The following is a 14,689-nucleotide window of genomic DNA, read 5'->3' as shown; positions in this document are numbered from 1 at the left end:
GGTCTCGCCGACCTGCACCGCGTGCACGACTGGAACCGCGACTTCGTGCGCACCTCGCCCGCCGGCGAGCGCTACGAGGCCCTGGCCGGCGAGATCGACCGCGGCCTCAAGTTCATGTCCGCGTGCGGCGTGAACGACCAGTCGCTGCACGGCACGGAGATCTTCGCCTCGCACGAGGCGCTGCTGCTCGACTACGAGCGCGCGCTGCTGCGCCTCGACACGACCGGCGACGAGCCGAAGCTCTACGACCTGTCGTCGCACTTCGTGTGGATCGGCGAGCGCACCCGTCAGCTCGACGGCGCGCACATCGCCTTCGCCGAGATGCTGGCGAACCCGATCGGTCTCAAGATCGGCCCGACGACGACGCCGGAGATGGCCGTCGAGTACGTCGAGCGCCTCGACCCGCGCAACCAGCCGGGCCGCCTGACGCTCATCTCGCGCATGGGCAACCAGAAGGTGCGCGACGTGCTCCCCGCCATCGTGGAGAAGGTCGAGGCCAGCGGCCACAAGGTCATCTGGCAGTGCGACCCGATGCACGGCAACACCCACGAGTCGTCGACCGGCTACAAGACCCGGCACTTCGACCGCATCGTCGACGAGGTCCAGGGCTTCTTCGAGGTGCACCGCCGCCTCGGCACGCACCCCGGCGGCATCCACATCGAGCTCACCGGTGAGGACGTCACCGAATGCCTCGGCGGCGCCCAGGAGATCTCCGACGACGACCTCGCCGGCCGCTACGAAACGGCGTGCGACCCGCGCCTGAACACGCAGCAGTCGCTCGAGCTCGCGTTCCTCGTCGCCGAGATGCTGCGCTCCTGACAGGTTCGCTGAAGACGAGCTGAAGAACGAAGGGCCCCGCGTCGAGAACGCGGGGCCCTTCGCTTCGCTGCGGTCAGAGGCCGACGATCGTGATCTCGGTTCCCCGCCTCACCCGCGTGCGCGGCGGGATCGACTGGTTCACGACGGTCGCGTTGCCGCTCTTGTTGAACTCGACCTTCACCTTCAGGCCGGCCCGTTCGAGCTCCTCCTTCGCCTCGCGCACCTTCTTTCGGGAGACGTCGGGCACCTCGACCTCGCTGTTGTTCTGGTAGAAGACCGTGACCTTCTTGTTCTGGGTCGGGTCCAGCACCGTGCCCGCGGGCGGGTCCGTCCGCACCACGCGCGAGTTGCCGTTCTCCGGGGCCTCGTCGCCCCCCGCGTCGACCGGCTCCAGACCGGCGCGCTGCAGTTCGGCGTCCGCCTCGGTCTTCGTCTTGCCGGTGACGTTCGGCACCGGCAGGCGCGGCGGCGGGCCCTTGCTCATGATGAGGGTGACCGGCGAGTCGAGGTTGAGCGCGGTGCCGGGACGCGGGTCGATGCCCACGACCTTGCCGATGGGCACGGTGTCGTGGAACGCGTCCTTCGAGGCGTCCTTGGTGACCTTCAGGCCCGCGGCCTGGATCTCCTTGGTCGCCACGGCCTCGTCGGTACCGGCGGTGATGAACGGCACCACGGGCTTGCCGCGCGACACGACCAGCTTGACCTGCTGGTTCTTGCGCAGCTCCGCGCCGGGACCGGGGTCGGCGCTGATGACCGTGCCGTTGGGGACGTCGTTGGACGGCACCTTCTCGACCAGGCCGGTGAGGTCCGCCTGCGAGAGCAGCACCTGCGCGTTCTGCTCGGACTGCCCCACCACCGACGGCATCTCCGTGTAGCGGTTGGCGGAGACGTACCAGGTGAACAGCCCGACCGCGACCACCACGACGCCGGCCACGGCGCCCCAGATCGTGTAGAGCCGCTTGCGCCGCTTGCGCTCTTCCTCGAGCTTCTCGGCCTCCGACTTCCGCTTCTGCGCGGGACGGCGGCGCGGCTGCTCGGGCCGCTGCATCGTGCGCGTCGCCGAGGCCGGGATGCCGGGAGGAGGCGTCGCCGGGCCGGTGCTGACCGTCGTCATCGCCGAGTGGAGCGGCGGCTTCGGCACGACCGGCCTGGTCAGCTCGGCGGCCGACGGGGGAGTGGCGCCGACGGCGACGGGCACCGGCCGCATGATGACCGTCCTGTCGTTCTCGGGCGCCGAACCGGGAACGGGCACCGGCTGCGGCGTGAGGCCCAGCTCCGTGCCCACGCGCTCCAGCTCGGCCAGGAACGCGTCGGCGTTCGCGGGTCGCAGCACCGGGTCGCGCCGCGTGGCCTTGCGCACCAGCGTGTCGAGCGCCAGCGGGACGTCCGCGACCGACGGGACGTCCGAGTTCACGTGCTGGTAGGCCACCGAGATGGGCGTCTCGCCTCGGTAGGGCGCCTGACCGGCCAGCATCTCGTAGAGCACGATCCCGGCCGAGTAGACGTCACTGCGCGCGTCCGCCGTGCCGGTCTCCACCTGTTCGGGTGATAGATAGGCGACGGTGCCGAGGATCTCGCTGTCGCTCGTGACACCGTTCCCGCCGATCGCGCGGGCCAGCCCGAAGTCCGCCACCTTGACCTGGCCACCGGGCCCGATCAGCACGTTCTCCGGCTTCACGTCCCGGTGCACGAGCCCGGCGCGGTGAGCCGCGCCCAACGCCGACAGCACGGGGCCGAGGATGCTCAACGCGACGGCGGGAGCGAGCTTGCCGCGCTGGTTGAGCAGGTCACGGAGGTTGCCGCCGTCGATCAGCTCCATCACCAGGTACACCTGGTCACCGTCGACGCCCTGGTCGTGCACGGACACCACGGCCGGGTGGTGCAACTGGGCCGCGGCCCGCGCCTCGCGCTCGAAGCGCGCCACGAACGCGGGGTCCGCGGTCAGGTGAGGATCCATCACCTTGATGGCGACATCGCGATCGAGGCGGGTGTCACGACCTCGATAGACGGTGGACATGCCGCCGCGCGCCAGCACGGCGTCCACCCGGTAGCGCTGCTCCAGCAGTCCACCCATCACGTTCGAAACCGACCTCTCCACAGTGCGAGATGGTAAAGCTCAGGATGACCCGGTTGGCGGAAGGGCGTTCCCAGTTCGGTTATGGCATCGTGACCCCCGTGAGTGCGATTCCTGCCGCTGCGGATGTACTGGCTGCCGACCTGGAGGTTCTTCCTCTCCCCGAGGTGGCCGACCGAATGGGACTTCCGGTCACCCGGGTCCACCAAATGCTGCGCGACGGGCAACTGCTCGCCGAGCGGCGGAACGGCGTCCTCGTCGTTCCCGAGGCGTTCCTCGCCGCCGGAACCGTGGTGAAGGGTCTGCCCGGCACCATCACGGTGCTGCGCGACCAGAACTTCTCCACCGAGGAGATCCTGCGCTGGCTCTTCACGGAGGACGAAAGCCTCCCTGGCACTCCGATCGAAGCATTGCGCGGAGACCGTGGGCGCGAGGTAAAGCGACGCGCGCAGGCCATGGGTTTCTGAGACACCGACAGCAGCGGTTCCGGGCGTCTTCGCAGGTGGGAGATGCCCGGAGCCCCGCTGCGCCGAATCACACCCGGCCGAACCCCGCCGGGCTGAACCTTCGCGCGTCCCTAAAGCGGGGCTCACCTCGACGTCCCCGGTGACGCTTCCGCGGTGACGCCGGGGTTCACATCCGGGGTCACCGCGGGCGGTGCGTTCAGGGCTGACGCCGTGTCGGACCTCGCGACCTTCCGCGGGTCCGCCGCCGCGGTCGGTACCGCGCCGACTTCTTGGGCCACCGCCGTGGCCGGTACCTGGCTGTCGTCCGTGTTCAGCGCCAGGCTGGCCTCTGGGTTCGCTTCCGGGGCCAGCTCTGTGGCGACGACGAGGCCGACCTCTCGGGTCAGCTCTGAGGCCGTCGCCGGGCGGACTGCTGCGTCCGGCTTCGCGGTCGTCACTGGGCCGACACCTGTGCCCAGTTCCGTGGCCACCACTGAGTTGACTGCTGCGTCCGGCTTCGTGGTCGTCGCCGGGCCGTCTCCTGCGTCCGGCTTCGCGGTCGTCGCCGGGCCGACTCCTGCGCCCAGTTCCGTCGCCACCACCGACCCGGCTCCTGGGCCCACTCCCGGACTCACCGCGGCCCCCACCCCCGGCACCGCCGCTCCACCCACCCCCGACGTCCTCAGCCGCGCGACGAGGGCCCTACCGGCGCCCGGCAGTGCCACCGCGAGCCGACGCGCGTTCGGCACCGCCACCCGCCGCCACAACACCTCGCAGCCGACGAGCCCGAGGATGTCGCGATACAACGTGTGTGCAGTCCGCACACAGGGCCGCGACGCCGGCGACACCATCTCGATCCCCGGCTCCGCCGACCGATATATCGCATATGAGTGCGCGACGAGGTCGTCGAGCACTCGTCGCACGCGAGCGTCCGGGCGCCGGTGCGAGCGGCACCACTGCAGGAGGTCGCGGTCGACGCCGTGCGCGCCGAGGACGTCCTGCGGCAGGTAGACGCGGCCGCGGTCGAGGTCCTCGCCGACGTCGCGCAGGAAGTTGGTGAGCTGGAACGCCACCCCGAGCCGGGCCGCGTGCGGTGCGGCCTCCTCGCGGGGCACCACGGTGCCGAGCACCGGCAGCATCTGCAGGCCGATGACCTCCGCCGAGCCGTGCACGTAGACGCCGAGGGCGTCGAGGTCGGCGTACTCGGTCACGTCGAGGTCCATCCGCATCGACGCGAGGAAGTCGGTGAACAGCGACCCGTCGATGTCGTAGCGGCGCCTCGTGTCCGCCAGCGCGTGCAGGACCGGGTTCGACGGCGGCTTCTCCAGGAGGCGTTCCAGGCGGTCCAGCTCACCCGCGCGGTCGGTCACCCCGGCCGCGTCGACGATCTCGTCGGCCCACCGGGCGAACGCGTAGAGCGCGTGCACCGCGGGCCGCTGTTCGGGCCGCAGCAGCGTCGTCGCCAGGAAGAACGTCCTGCCGTACCGCGCGTTGATGCGGCGGCACGCGGCATAGGCGTCGCCCAGGTCCACGGTGCCGTGGCTCATTCGTAGCGGGAGGACAGGCCGAACGGGTCCGGCTTCACCAGCGACCGCGCCGCGAGTGCCGACACCAGCAGCGCGAAGAACAGGTAGCCCCACGAGTACAGCGCCGTGTCGCCGTTCGGGAACGTCACCAGCAGCAGGAACAGCGACGCGATCGTCACCGCGACCAGGCCCGCCGTGCTCCACGCGAACCCGGCGGCGAGCGCCAGCGGCCAGCTGAAGTACCAGGGCAGCGTCGCGGGCGACAGCAGCGCGACGGCCAGCATCGTCAGCGCGCCGCGGCGGATCGCGTCGCGCACCTCGCCGTCGCGCGACGCCCACCACTGCGTGTACGCGATCCAGATCAGGACCACGGAGCCCAGGGCCCGCGCGACGCCGATGAAGATGCCGCCGTCGACGTAGACGAACCAGTTCACGACCATGCGCACGAAGTCGCCGACCGCGCTCGGCACCGACAGCCAGTTGATGATCATCGACGAGCTGCGCAGCGCCGGGATCCAGCCGAGGTTCACCCCGGCGACGAGCGTGCACACGGCGAACGTCCCGAGGAACGCGACCAGGCCGGGCACCAGCGCCTTGCGGAACTGGGCGCGTTTGTCGCCGTCGAGGCGCGCGGCCCAGATCCACACGAGGAACGGCACGACCACGACCGCCGTCGCCTTCACCGAGAACGCGAGGGCGAGCAGCACGAACCCGAGCACGTGCCTGCGGTCGAGCACCAGCAGCACGCCCGCGGCCATCAGGCCGACCATGAGCAGGTCGTTGTGCGCGCCGCCGATCAGGTGGATCAGCGTCAGCGGGTTCGCCGCGACCAGCCACAGCGCGATCGCCGACTTGCCGCCCAGGTGCTTGCTCAGGCCCGGCAGCGCCCAGCACAGCAGCACCAGGCCGCCCGCGAGGGAGAAGCGCATGGCGACGACGCCGAGGATGACGCTCGCGTCCGTGATCCACACGATCGCCTTCGCGACCAGGATGAACAACGGCCCGTACGGCGCCGGCGTGTGCTGCCACACCCAGCTGACGTTTTCGGACAGCGTGCTCTGCAGGACGGCGGGCCCGACCGTGTACGGGTCGTACCCGCTCAGCGCGAGCTGGCCCTGCGCCAGGTAGCTGTAGATGTCCTTGCTGAACAGCGGTGGCGCGAACAGCAGTGGCAACGTCCAGACCGTCACCGCGACCAGCACCGCGAAGTCGCCGATCTCACCCCACCGCACGAGGCGGCCGAGCCGGATCCACGCCCAGATGACGAGACCCAGGCCCAGGTACAGGACCATGCTCGCCAGGTCGCGGCCGTGGCCGTAGCGCAGCCAGCTCAGCCCGACCTGGGCGAGCAGCGGGTCGCGCTCGAGGATCGCGCCGGCACCCATTCCCCCGAGCGCGATCAGCGCCACGCCCAGCAGACCGAGCATGGTCGTGCGGATGGGGATGGCGTAGGTGTTCGCGCGCACGACTGGTTGAAGCTCCTGTATCGACGCCTCGGAGCTCGTGCGGGGGAGGGACGGAGTTGCTGCCATCGCCCGAACATCGTTGCACAAGGCGCGGAAGCGTCAGCAGGCAACGGGCCACACGGTGACGAGGAGTTAACCAACTCTCAGGAACCGGAAGCAGAGCCGAGTGGAGCAACGGTGGAGATGATCGACTTCAGAAGGTCCGCTTCGTCGAGCTGATCGCGAGGTCGGCGAGCTTGGTGGCGGCCGGCTCGGCCACGGGTGCGGCGTCGAGGGCGGCCAGCGCGCTCTTCGTCAGCTCCTCGATGCGCTCCTCGACGGCGTCGACGGCGCCGACCTTCACGAGCGCTCGCCGGACCTCCTCGACGGTGTCGAGGTCGAGGTCGGGCTTGCCGAGGGCGATATCCAATATATCGGCGCCGTGCTGCATGCCCAGCGCGACGAGCAGCGTGCGCTTGCCCTCGGCGAGGTCGTCGCCCGCGGGCTTGCCGGTGACCTCGGGGTCGCCGAACACGCCGAGCAGGTCGTCGCGCAGCTGGAACGCGACGCCGATGTCGGCACCGAACGCGCGCAGCCCGCCGATCAGCTCGGGCGACGCCCCCGCCATCGCCGCGCCCATGTGCAGCGGCCGCTCGACGGTGTACGCGGCGGTCTTGAGCCGGTCGATGCGCACCGCGGCGTCCGGGGACGAGTCGCCCCGCGCCTGCGTCAGCACGTCGAGGTACTGGCCCGCGAGCATCTCGGTGCGCATGTCCCGCCACGGCTCGCTCATCCGCCGCAGCACCTCCGGCGGCAGCCCGGCGGCGAAGAGCATGTCGTCCGCCCACGCCAGGGCGACGTCGCCGATCAGCACGGCCGCCGACATGCCGAACCGCTCCGAGGAGCCCAGCCAGCCCTGCTCGCGGTGCCGCGCGCCGAACGCGATGTGCACCGTCGGCCTGCCCCGGCGCACCGACGAGGCGTCCATCAGGTCGTCGTGGATCAGCGCGCACGCCTGGATCAGCTCCAGCGAGCTGACGGCCGTGAGCACCTCGCCCGCGAGCTCGCCGTCGGGGTCGCCCCCGGCCGCGCGCCAGCCCCACCACGCGTAGGTCGGGCGGATGCGCTTGCCGCCGCCCAGCACGAAGTCGGAGAGCGCGTCGACCGCGCTCGCGAAACTCGGGTCCATCGCCTCGCCGGACGCGCGCCGGGAGGCCAGATAAGCGGTCAGCGCTTCGTCCACGTGCTGGGGCAGGGCAACATCGATTGGGTGGTGGGACACCCGTCCATGGTCCGCTGTGTCCGGGGACACCCGCATGTCGGGGCATGCGTTCCACATGGTGAGCCCGTGTCCCACCTGGCGGAAGTACCACTAGGGTTGGTGCCATGACGTCGGTGGTGGAGCGGCTCCAGGGGGAGTCACCCAAGTTCTCGGTGGAGTTCCTGCCACCCCGGGACGCGGAGGACGAGAAGGTCCTGTGGAAGGCCGTCCGCGAGCTGGAAGGCCTCGACCCGGCGTTCGTGTCGATCACCTACGGCGCCGGCGGGTCGCGCCGCGACCGCACGATCCGCGCCACCGGCCGCATCGCGCAGGAGACGACGCTGCTCCCCGTCGCGCACCTCACCGCCGTCGAGCACTCCGTGGCCGAACTGCGCAACGTCATCGGCTGGTACGCGGCGATCGGCGTGCGGAACATCCTGGCGCTGCGCGGCGACCCTCCCGGCGACCCGATGGGCGAGTGGGTCGCGCACCCCGAGGGCCTGTCCTACGCCGACGAACTCGTCGCACTGGTCCGCGAGCTCGGCGACTTCTGCGTGGGTGTGGCGGCGTTCCCGTACGGGCATCCGCGCTCCACCGACCTCGACACCGACCTGAAGTACCTGCTGCGCAAGCTCAACGCGGGCGCGGACTACGCGGTGGCCCAGCTGTTCCACGCGCCGGAGCCGTTCCTGCGGATGCGCGACCGGGTGGCGGCGGCGGGCTGTTCCGCCGCGATCCTGCCGGGGATCATGCCGATGCTGTCGCCGCGCGGCCTCGCCAAGATCGTGGAGCTGTCCGGTGCCGACCTGCCGCTCGACGTGTCGCGCCGGCTGGAGCCGTACGCCGACGACGTGGCGGGGTTCCGGGCGACCGGCATCGACATCGCGACCGAGATGTGCCAGCGCCTGCTCGACGAGGGCGTTCCCGCGCTGCACTTCTACACGATGAACAGGGCGAAGGCGACGCGCGAGGTGCTGGGGCGCCTGGGTCTGGTCACCCGCGCCTGAGAGAGGGCCCTAAGCAAGCGCACTGCGCTTGTGAGCGATGAGCGCGAGCACGACCACGATCAGCGCAGCGCCGCCGGTGAGGCCCGCGACCAGCAGCGCCCAGCCGAAGAACGACTGGGAGTTCTCACCCGCGTACTGCACGGTGGCCTGCAGCATCGACGCCTGACCGGGCTTCGGAGACCACGCGATCGTGTTGTTCTCCTCCTCGCGGCCGTTGGTGTTCACGATCTTGCCGGGGAAGCTGACCTTGACCTGGATGTCCGCGCGTTCCACGGGCACCTGGGTCAGGTCGACCGACCCCGACAGCGTGACAAGATCACCCGACCGGCGGAAGTTGAGGCTGTAGCGGCTGTTCGACGAACTCGTCGCCGTCGACAGCGTCCGCATCTCGTCGAACGTCAGGCCGTTGAAGAACAGCTGCGTGCCCGCGTACTGCTCCACCCGGTACTCCTTGGTGGTGACGCGGCTCTCGAGCTCCGGCGGCACCTTGAGCTGCGGGCCGGGGTCGTTGTCCTGCGTCGGCGGTGTCGCCGCGACGATCTCACCCGAGATGCGGTCGTCCTCCGAGACGGCCATGGCGGCGTACACGCGAACGCAACCACTCAGCGAAAACAGGGTGAGCAGCAAGAAGACCGGCAGCAGAAGTGCCCGGGAACGACGCACGGCCGACATCCTGCCAGCACGGCCCGAACGACGCAGGTCCCCTCCGAAGGTCGTGAGCTTGACTAACTACCTTTTGGCGTCGAGAGGCGCGAGGTAGCGTCACGGAACATGGCATCCGTGCACGACATCAGCAACAAGTTCGTCCGCGACCTCGTGGCGCTGGACCCCATCACCGCCACCAGTCTCGGCTTCTCGGGATCCGACGACCAGCTGACGGACCTCTCCCCGGAAGGACACGCGGCGCGCGACGAACTCGCCGTCCGCGCACTCGCCGACGTCACCGGCGCACAGCCCGCGGATGCCTCGGAAGAGGCCGCCCGCGCCGTGTTCCTCGAACGGGTGGGCCTCGAACACGAGCTGTACGAGGCGGGGGTGACCGAGTCCTCGCTGAACGTCATCGCGAGCCCGATCCAGTCGGTGCGCGACATCTTCGACCAGATGCCGACCGACACCCCGGAGCAGTGGGCCACGATCGGCCGCCGCCTCGCCGCCGTGCCCGCCGCCCTGGACGGTCTGCGCGCCTCTCTCTCGCACGCCGCCTCGCGCGGCAACGTCTCAGCGCTGCGTCAGGTCACCAAGGTCGCCAAGCAGTGCGACACGTTCGCCACGACGTTCTTCGGCCCGTTCGTCGCGTCCGCCGACGTCGACGGTTCCGTGCGTTCCTCTCTCGACACCGGTGCCTCCGCCGCTTCTGCCGCGTACGCGGACTTCGCCTCGTTCCTGCGCACGGAACTGGCCCCCAAGGCACCGGAGAAGGACGCGGTGGGCGAGGAGCGCTACCGCCTGGGCTCCCGCTACTTCACGGGGTCGAAGCTCGACCTGGCCGAGGCCTACGCGTGGGGCTGGGAGGAGTTCCTCGGCATCGAGGCCGAGATGAAGGAGGTCGCGGCGCGGCTCAAGCCGGGCGCCTCGCTGGCGGAGACCGCGGCGTTCCTCGACGAGAACCCGCGCTACCAGGTGCACGGCCAGGACGGCCTGCAGGCGTGGATGCAGGAGCTGTCCGACAAGGCCCTGCTCGACCTGCGCGACGTGCACTTCGACCTGCCGGACGCGCTCATGAACCTCGAGTGCAGGATCGCCCCGCCCGGCGGTTCCGTCGGCGCCTACTACACGCAGCCGACCGCGGACTTCTCCCGCCCCGGCCGCATGTGGTGGTCGATCGCCGAGGGCAAGTCGGTGTTCCCGACCTGGCGCGAGACCTCGACGGTCTACCACGAGGGCGTGCCGGGCCACCACCTCCAGTGCGCGACGGCCGTGTACCAGTCGGCGACCTTGAACGACTTCCAGCGCCTCCTGTGCTGGGTGTCGGGACACGGCGAGGGCTGGGCGCTCTACGCGGAACGCCTCATGCGCGAGCTCGGCTACCTCGACGACGACGCCGACCTGCTCGGCATGCTCGACGCGCACCTGTTCCGCGCGGCCCGCGTCATCATCGACATCGGCATGCACCTGGAACTGGAGATCCCGGCCGGCACCGGCTTCCACCCCGGCGAGCGCTGGACCCCCGAACTCGGCCTCGAGTTCATGCTGACCCGCACGCTGCAGGAGCCCGCCGCGTCCCGCGACGAGCTCGACCGCTACCTCGGCTGGCCGGGACAGGCGCCCTCGTACAAGCTCGGCGAGCGCCTGTGGCTCGCGGCGCGCGAGGACGCGCGGGCCCGCAAGGGTGCCGACTTCGACCTCAAGCGCTTCCACAAGGAGGCCCTGGAGATGGGCGCGATGGGCCTCGACACCCTGCGCGAGCGACTGGCCGCCCTCTGACGAGCGTTCAACTGATATCCGATATATCGGCTTGCTGATATATCGGATATCAGCGAGCGGGGTGGCACAGGCGGAACAGCGAGATGTCGAACCGGTGCCGGTCAGGCTGCTGTCGAACGGTTCGCCGTCCGGTCCTGTGCAAGTCAGCCTGCGCACGTCGTCGTTGGACAGTACTGCGCGAGGCTGTACCCCTTGCCCGTGCCGCCCACCTCGCCTTGAGCTCGCGGGCCACCTCCGGGTGCGCCCGGTCGACCTTGATCGCCAGCTGGTAGGTGGTCATGTACGGCCGGCCGAAGTGGTGCCCGGCCTTACGCCGGATCGGCCCACCGGACGCGCACGCGGTTCGTGATCGGCTCCGGGTCGTCGGTGCGCACGAACTCGAGCCACGGCCCGGCCTCGGGGCGGACCGAGGCGAACCCGTCACCGCTGCGCGCCACCGGGTGCCCGGTCGCCTCGGCGGACGCCAGCGGGTCGCGCGAGTCGACGACGACGGCCGCGATCACACCGGGGTACTCGGGCCGGGGTTCGAGGACGCAGAACTCGTTGCCCTGCGGATCGCGCAGCACCACCCACGGCACGTCGGCCTGACCGACGTCGGCGTGTTCGGCGCCGAGCTTGAGCGCCCGCGCGACGATGTCCGCCTGGTGCTCGGGCGAGGTCGAGGCCAGGTCGATGTGGATCCGGTTCTTCTCGATCTTCGGCGCGTCGCTCCACACGAACGTCAGCTCGATCTCGTCGCCCGCGAACTCGGACCAGAAGGCGGCCAGTGCCGGGGGATCCGCCGACTCGAACGTGATTTCCACGCGTGCGAGGGTACTGTCTCGCGCGTGGCGAAGCTGGTGCTCGGACCGCTCCTCAGATATGTCGACGACACGTCCGCGACGTTGTGGGTCGAAACGGACGCCTCGTGCGAGGTGAAGATCGCCGGCGGCACGGCGCGCACGTTCCAGGCAGGCAACCAGCACTACGCGCTCGTCCGGCTCGAAGGTCTGGGTCCCCGCACCGAGTACGACGTCGAACTCGACGGCGAGAAGGTCTGGCCGGAACCTGGTAGCAGGTTCCCGAAACCGGTCATCCGCACGGGCCAGGTCCGCCGGATCGCCTTCGGGTCGTGCCGCGCCGCGCCGGACCAGCCGCTCGGCCCGGACGCGCTCGACGCGTTCGCGCAACGGCTCATGGCCGCCCCGGAGGAGGAGTGGCCGCAGGCGATGATCCTGCTGGGGGACCAGGTCTACGCCGACGAGCCCACCGACTCCACTAAGCAGTGGCTGCGCGATCGCCGCAAGGACACCGACGAACCCGACGGCGAGGTCGTCCACTTCGGTGAGTACGCCCGCCTCTACCACGAGACCTGGGGCGACCCGGAGATCCGCTGGCTGCTGTCGGTGGTGCCGACCGCGATGATCTTCGACGACCACGACGTGCGCGACGACTGGAACACCTCCGCGGTGTGGCGCGCGCAGATGGCGGAGAAGCCGTGGTGGCGCGACAGGATCCGCGGCGCCATCTCGTCGTACTGGGTCTACCAGCACCTGGGCAACCTCAGCCCGGCCGAGCTCGCCAAGAACTCCTTGTACGCCAAGGTGAAGGCGCAGGGCACGGACGTGCTGCCGATGCTGCTGGAGTTCGCCGAGGCGGCCGACAGGGAGACCGAGGGCCGCAAGTCGACGTGGTGGAGCTTCCGCCGCGAGTTCGGCCGCATCCGGTTGCTCATGGTCGACACGCGCTCCGGCCGCATCCTCGAAGAGGGCAAGCGGCAGATGATCAACGACGACGAGTTCGACTGGATCGAGCAGAACGTCGACCAGGCCGACGAGTACGACCACCTGCTGATCGGCTCGTCGCTGCCGTGGCTGATGCCGCACGCGCTCAGCCACTTCCAGTCCCTCAACGAGATCGGCGCGAACAAGCCGGGCTGGCAGGGCAAGGCGGCCGAGGGCATCAGGCAGGTCGTCGACCTGGAGCACTGGCCCGCGTTCCGCGAGTCGTTCGACCGGCTCTCGCGCATGATCGAGAAGGCCGGCAACAACGGCGCCGCGACGGTGTGCGTGCTGTCCGGCGACGTCCACCACAGCTATGTCGCCGAGGCCGAGTTCCCCAGTCCCACCAAGGCCGTGGTCGCGCAGCTCGTGTGCTCGCCCATCCACAACGAGGCGCCGAAGGTGCTGCGGCCGGCGTTCCGGTTCTCGTGGTCGCGCGTGGCGTCGAAGATCTTCCGCCGCCTGGCCACGTGGGCCGGTGTCCCGGAAGACCTGGTGCACTGGCGCAAGACCAGTGGCCCGCACTTCGGGAACTCCATCGCGCTGCTGGACGTCGACGGCCGCCTCGCCCGCTACCGGTTGCTGTCGGCGACGGGCGAGGAGACCGCGTCCGTCCTACTTGGTCGCGAGACGGAGTAGCGCCCACAGCTGCGCGATCGCGTCGTCGTCGCCGACGGTCGTGACCATGCGGTCGGGCAGCCGGCCCCACAGCCAGCGGTACATCGTCATCGGGCTCGCCGACACCTGCGCGTCGGCGGCGTGCGCGTCCTCCGGGTCGACCACGCGCCACGCCGACGCGCCCTGCGGGCCGCACCGCGTGAGCCACAGGTGGTCCTCGACCTGGATGGCGACGAGGCTGTCCCGCGACCCGCGCACCCCGAGCACGTCGAGCTTGTGCCCCAGCCACAACGTGAGCACCTCGTCGACGCCGTCGACCGCGACCTCGTCGTCGACGGCACCGACGTCCATGCCCGCGGCGCCCTGCACGTCCATGCGGTGCACCGTCGTCTCGTGCGCCAGCCGTCGCCGCCAGAACCCGAAGTCCTGCCGGTCGGGCCACCACGTCGCGCACGGCTCGTCCTCCCCGTGCGCCTCGAGTTCGGCGATCACGGCCTCCGCGCCCGACCGCATGAACTCGAGCGGATCCTCTTCCGGCGCCGGGTAGTCGCGCCACTCCCCGGCTTCGGGCTCGCGGCCGAGCCTGATCCAGGTCAGTGCGCCGCGATAGCCGCCGCCGACGTGCCTCACGGTCTCCCCGAGGTTCAGCCCGGGGCAGGCGGGCACGCCCTTGTGCGGTGGCTGACCGATCGCGGACATGGCGAGCAGGTCCGCCTCATGGCGCAACACGTCGAGCAGGTTCACCGCCTCGCCTCGCTCATCACGCGGTCGACGAGCGTCACGAACAGATGGGTCTGGCGCACCAGATCGTCAGCCGTGCGTGCGTTGACGTGCCTGGTGATCCCCGCGAGCACGGCGGCCCGCGTGGACGACCACGACGCGAAGAAAGCGGCCCACTCGCTCATCTCGGGCGCGATCGCGCCGAGCAGCACCCAGGCGCTGGTCGGCCTCGACCGCCCGCGATGGGGCCGTCCTCGCAAGGCGAGCACTGCGGCGGCCGCGCGCAACGCGGCCAGGTAAGCGGTCGCGAACCGCTCCGACGGCTCGGGCGTGCGCTCCGACTCGGCGAGCGAGTCGCGGGCCTGCCGGAGCAGGGCCAGCGCGGACGCGGGTGGCAGCGGAATCGGGATGGGGACGGGGAAGGCTGCCGGATTCGAAAGATCGGCTGTCATCTCGGCCTCCTCGTGGCGTCGGTGAACGACGTCACCGCCGAGGGGAAGCCGGCGGCTCTCGGAGGTGGGGTGCTTCCCCCACCCCACCTCCGAGGCATGGTGAGACTCGAACACATGTTCGAGTCCCCACCAGCGTA

General features: G+C 70.4%; 13 protein-coding genes. 5 read left to right on the top strand and 8 right to left on the bottom strand.

Annotated features, from left to right (window positions below; translation table 11 throughout):
• A partial coding sequence (locus tag BMY74_RS36925; protein WP_143091853.1) for a 3-deoxy-7-phosphoheptulonate synthase occupies positions 1-819 on the top strand: 819 nt, incomplete at its 5' end.
• 73 nt (positions 820-892) lie between these two features.
• On the opposite strand, the gene pknB is transcribed toward BMY74_RS36925, so the two are convergent.
• Positions 893-2,917: a Stk1 family PASTA domain-containing Ser/Thr kinase gene (pknB, locus tag BMY74_RS36920; RefSeq protein ID WP_143091852.1), complete on the bottom strand. Its 2,025-nt coding sequence runs from the start codon at positions 2,915-2,917 to the stop codon at positions 893-895.
• A 77-nt stretch (positions 2,918-2,994) separates the two neighbouring features.
• On the opposite strand from pknB, the gene BMY74_RS36915 reads away from it, so the two are divergent.
• Complete coding sequence (locus tag BMY74_RS36915; RefSeq protein ID WP_245786571.1) at positions 2,995-3,360, top strand: Rv2175c family DNA-binding protein; 366 nt, start codon at positions 2,995-2,997, stop codon at positions 3,358-3,360.
• A gap of 122 nt (positions 3,361-3,482) precedes the next feature.
• On the opposite strand, the gene BMY74_RS46850 is transcribed toward BMY74_RS36915, so the two are convergent.
• The 3 genes from BMY74_RS46850 to BMY74_RS36900 all read right to left on the bottom strand — a co-directional run bounded on the left by BMY74_RS46850 (position 3,483) and on the right by BMY74_RS36900 (position 7,628).
• On the bottom strand, positions 3,483-4,886 hold the full coding sequence (locus tag BMY74_RS46850; protein ID WP_089924358.1) for a phytoene/squalene synthase family protein: 1,404 nt from the start codon (positions 4,884-4,886) through the stop codon (positions 3,483-3,485).
• A complete protein-coding gene (gene mptB, locus BMY74_RS36905; RefSeq protein WP_245786564.1) occupies positions 4,883-6,331 on the bottom strand; it encodes a polyprenol phosphomannose-dependent alpha 1,6 mannosyltransferase MptB in 1,449 nt (482 codons plus the stop codon). The genes BMY74_RS46850 and mptB overlap by 4 nt, the downstream gene beginning before the upstream one ends.
• A 193-nt stretch (positions 6,332-6,524) precedes the next feature.
• On the bottom strand, positions 6,525-7,628 hold the full coding sequence (locus tag BMY74_RS36900; protein WP_089924355.1) for a polyprenyl synthetase family protein: 1,104 nt from the start codon (positions 7,626-7,628) through the stop codon (positions 6,525-6,527).
• A gap of 68 nt (positions 7,629-7,696) precedes the next feature.
• On the opposite strand from BMY74_RS36900, the gene metF reads away from it, so the two are divergent.
• Positions 7,697-8,578, top strand: a complete 882-nt coding sequence (gene metF / locus BMY74_RS36895; protein WP_089924350.1) for a methylenetetrahydrofolate reductase [NAD(P)H] — start codon at positions 7,697-7,699, stop codon at positions 8,576-8,578.
• 9 nt (positions 8,579-8,587) lie between these two features.
• Here the strand turns inward: metF and BMY74_RS36890 are convergent, their stop codons facing one another.
• Positions 8,588-9,166 (bottom strand): DUF3153 domain-containing protein, encoded by a 579-nt coding sequence (locus tag BMY74_RS36890; protein ID WP_245786562.1) that lies wholly within the window; start codon positions 9,164-9,166, stop codon positions 8,588-8,590.
• A 183-nt stretch (positions 9,167-9,349) separates the two neighbouring features.
• Here BMY74_RS36890 and BMY74_RS36885 point away from each other — a divergent pair, with 183 nt between their 5' ends.
• Positions 9,350-11,002: a DUF885 domain-containing protein gene (locus BMY74_RS36885; protein ID WP_089924348.1), complete on the top strand. Its 1,653-nt coding sequence runs from the start codon at positions 9,350-9,352 to the stop codon at positions 11,000-11,002.
• Between the two features lie 308 nt (positions 11,003-11,310).
• Here the strand turns inward: BMY74_RS36885 and BMY74_RS36880 are convergent, their stop codons facing one another.
• On the bottom strand, positions 11,311-11,805 hold the full coding sequence (locus tag BMY74_RS36880) for a VOC family protein (RefSeq protein ID WP_089924343.1): 495 nt from the start codon (positions 11,803-11,805) through the stop codon (positions 11,311-11,313).
• A gap of 24 nt (positions 11,806-11,829) precedes the next feature.
• Between BMY74_RS36880 and BMY74_RS36875 the strand changes: the two genes are divergently transcribed.
• Positions 11,830-13,401 carry an alkaline phosphatase D family protein gene (locus BMY74_RS36875; protein WP_089924340.1) on the top strand — a complete coding sequence of 524 codons (1,572 nt, stop codon included), beginning with the start codon at positions 11,830-11,832 and terminating at the stop codon, positions 13,399-13,401.
• Here BMY74_RS36875 and BMY74_RS36870 read toward each other — a convergent pair.
• Together BMY74_RS36870 and BMY74_RS36865 are read right to left on the bottom strand one after the other, a co-directional pair.
• The gene (locus tag BMY74_RS36870) at positions 13,378-14,124 is read right to left on the bottom strand and encodes a maleylpyruvate isomerase N-terminal domain-containing protein (protein ID WP_245786561.1); all 747 of its coding nucleotides are present in this window, start codon (positions 14,122-14,124) and stop codon (positions 13,378-13,380) included. The two genes, BMY74_RS36875 and BMY74_RS36870, sit on opposite strands and share 24 nt — an antisense overlap.
• Entirely contained in the window at positions 14,121-14,552 is a 432-nt protein-coding gene (locus BMY74_RS36865; RefSeq protein WP_089924465.1) for an SAV_6107 family HEPN domain-containing protein, read from the bottom strand. Before BMY74_RS36865 ends, BMY74_RS36870 begins: the two co-directional genes overlap by 4 nt.
• Positions 14,553-14,689 lie beyond the last annotated feature (137 nt).

This window comes from Lentzea albida, from assembly GCF_900111005.1.
In the GTDB taxonomy this organism is placed as follows: domain Bacteria; phylum Actinomycetota; class Actinomycetes; order Mycobacteriales; family Pseudonocardiaceae; genus Lentzea; species Lentzea albida.
This window is presented reverse-complemented; position numbering and strand designations above follow the sequence as displayed.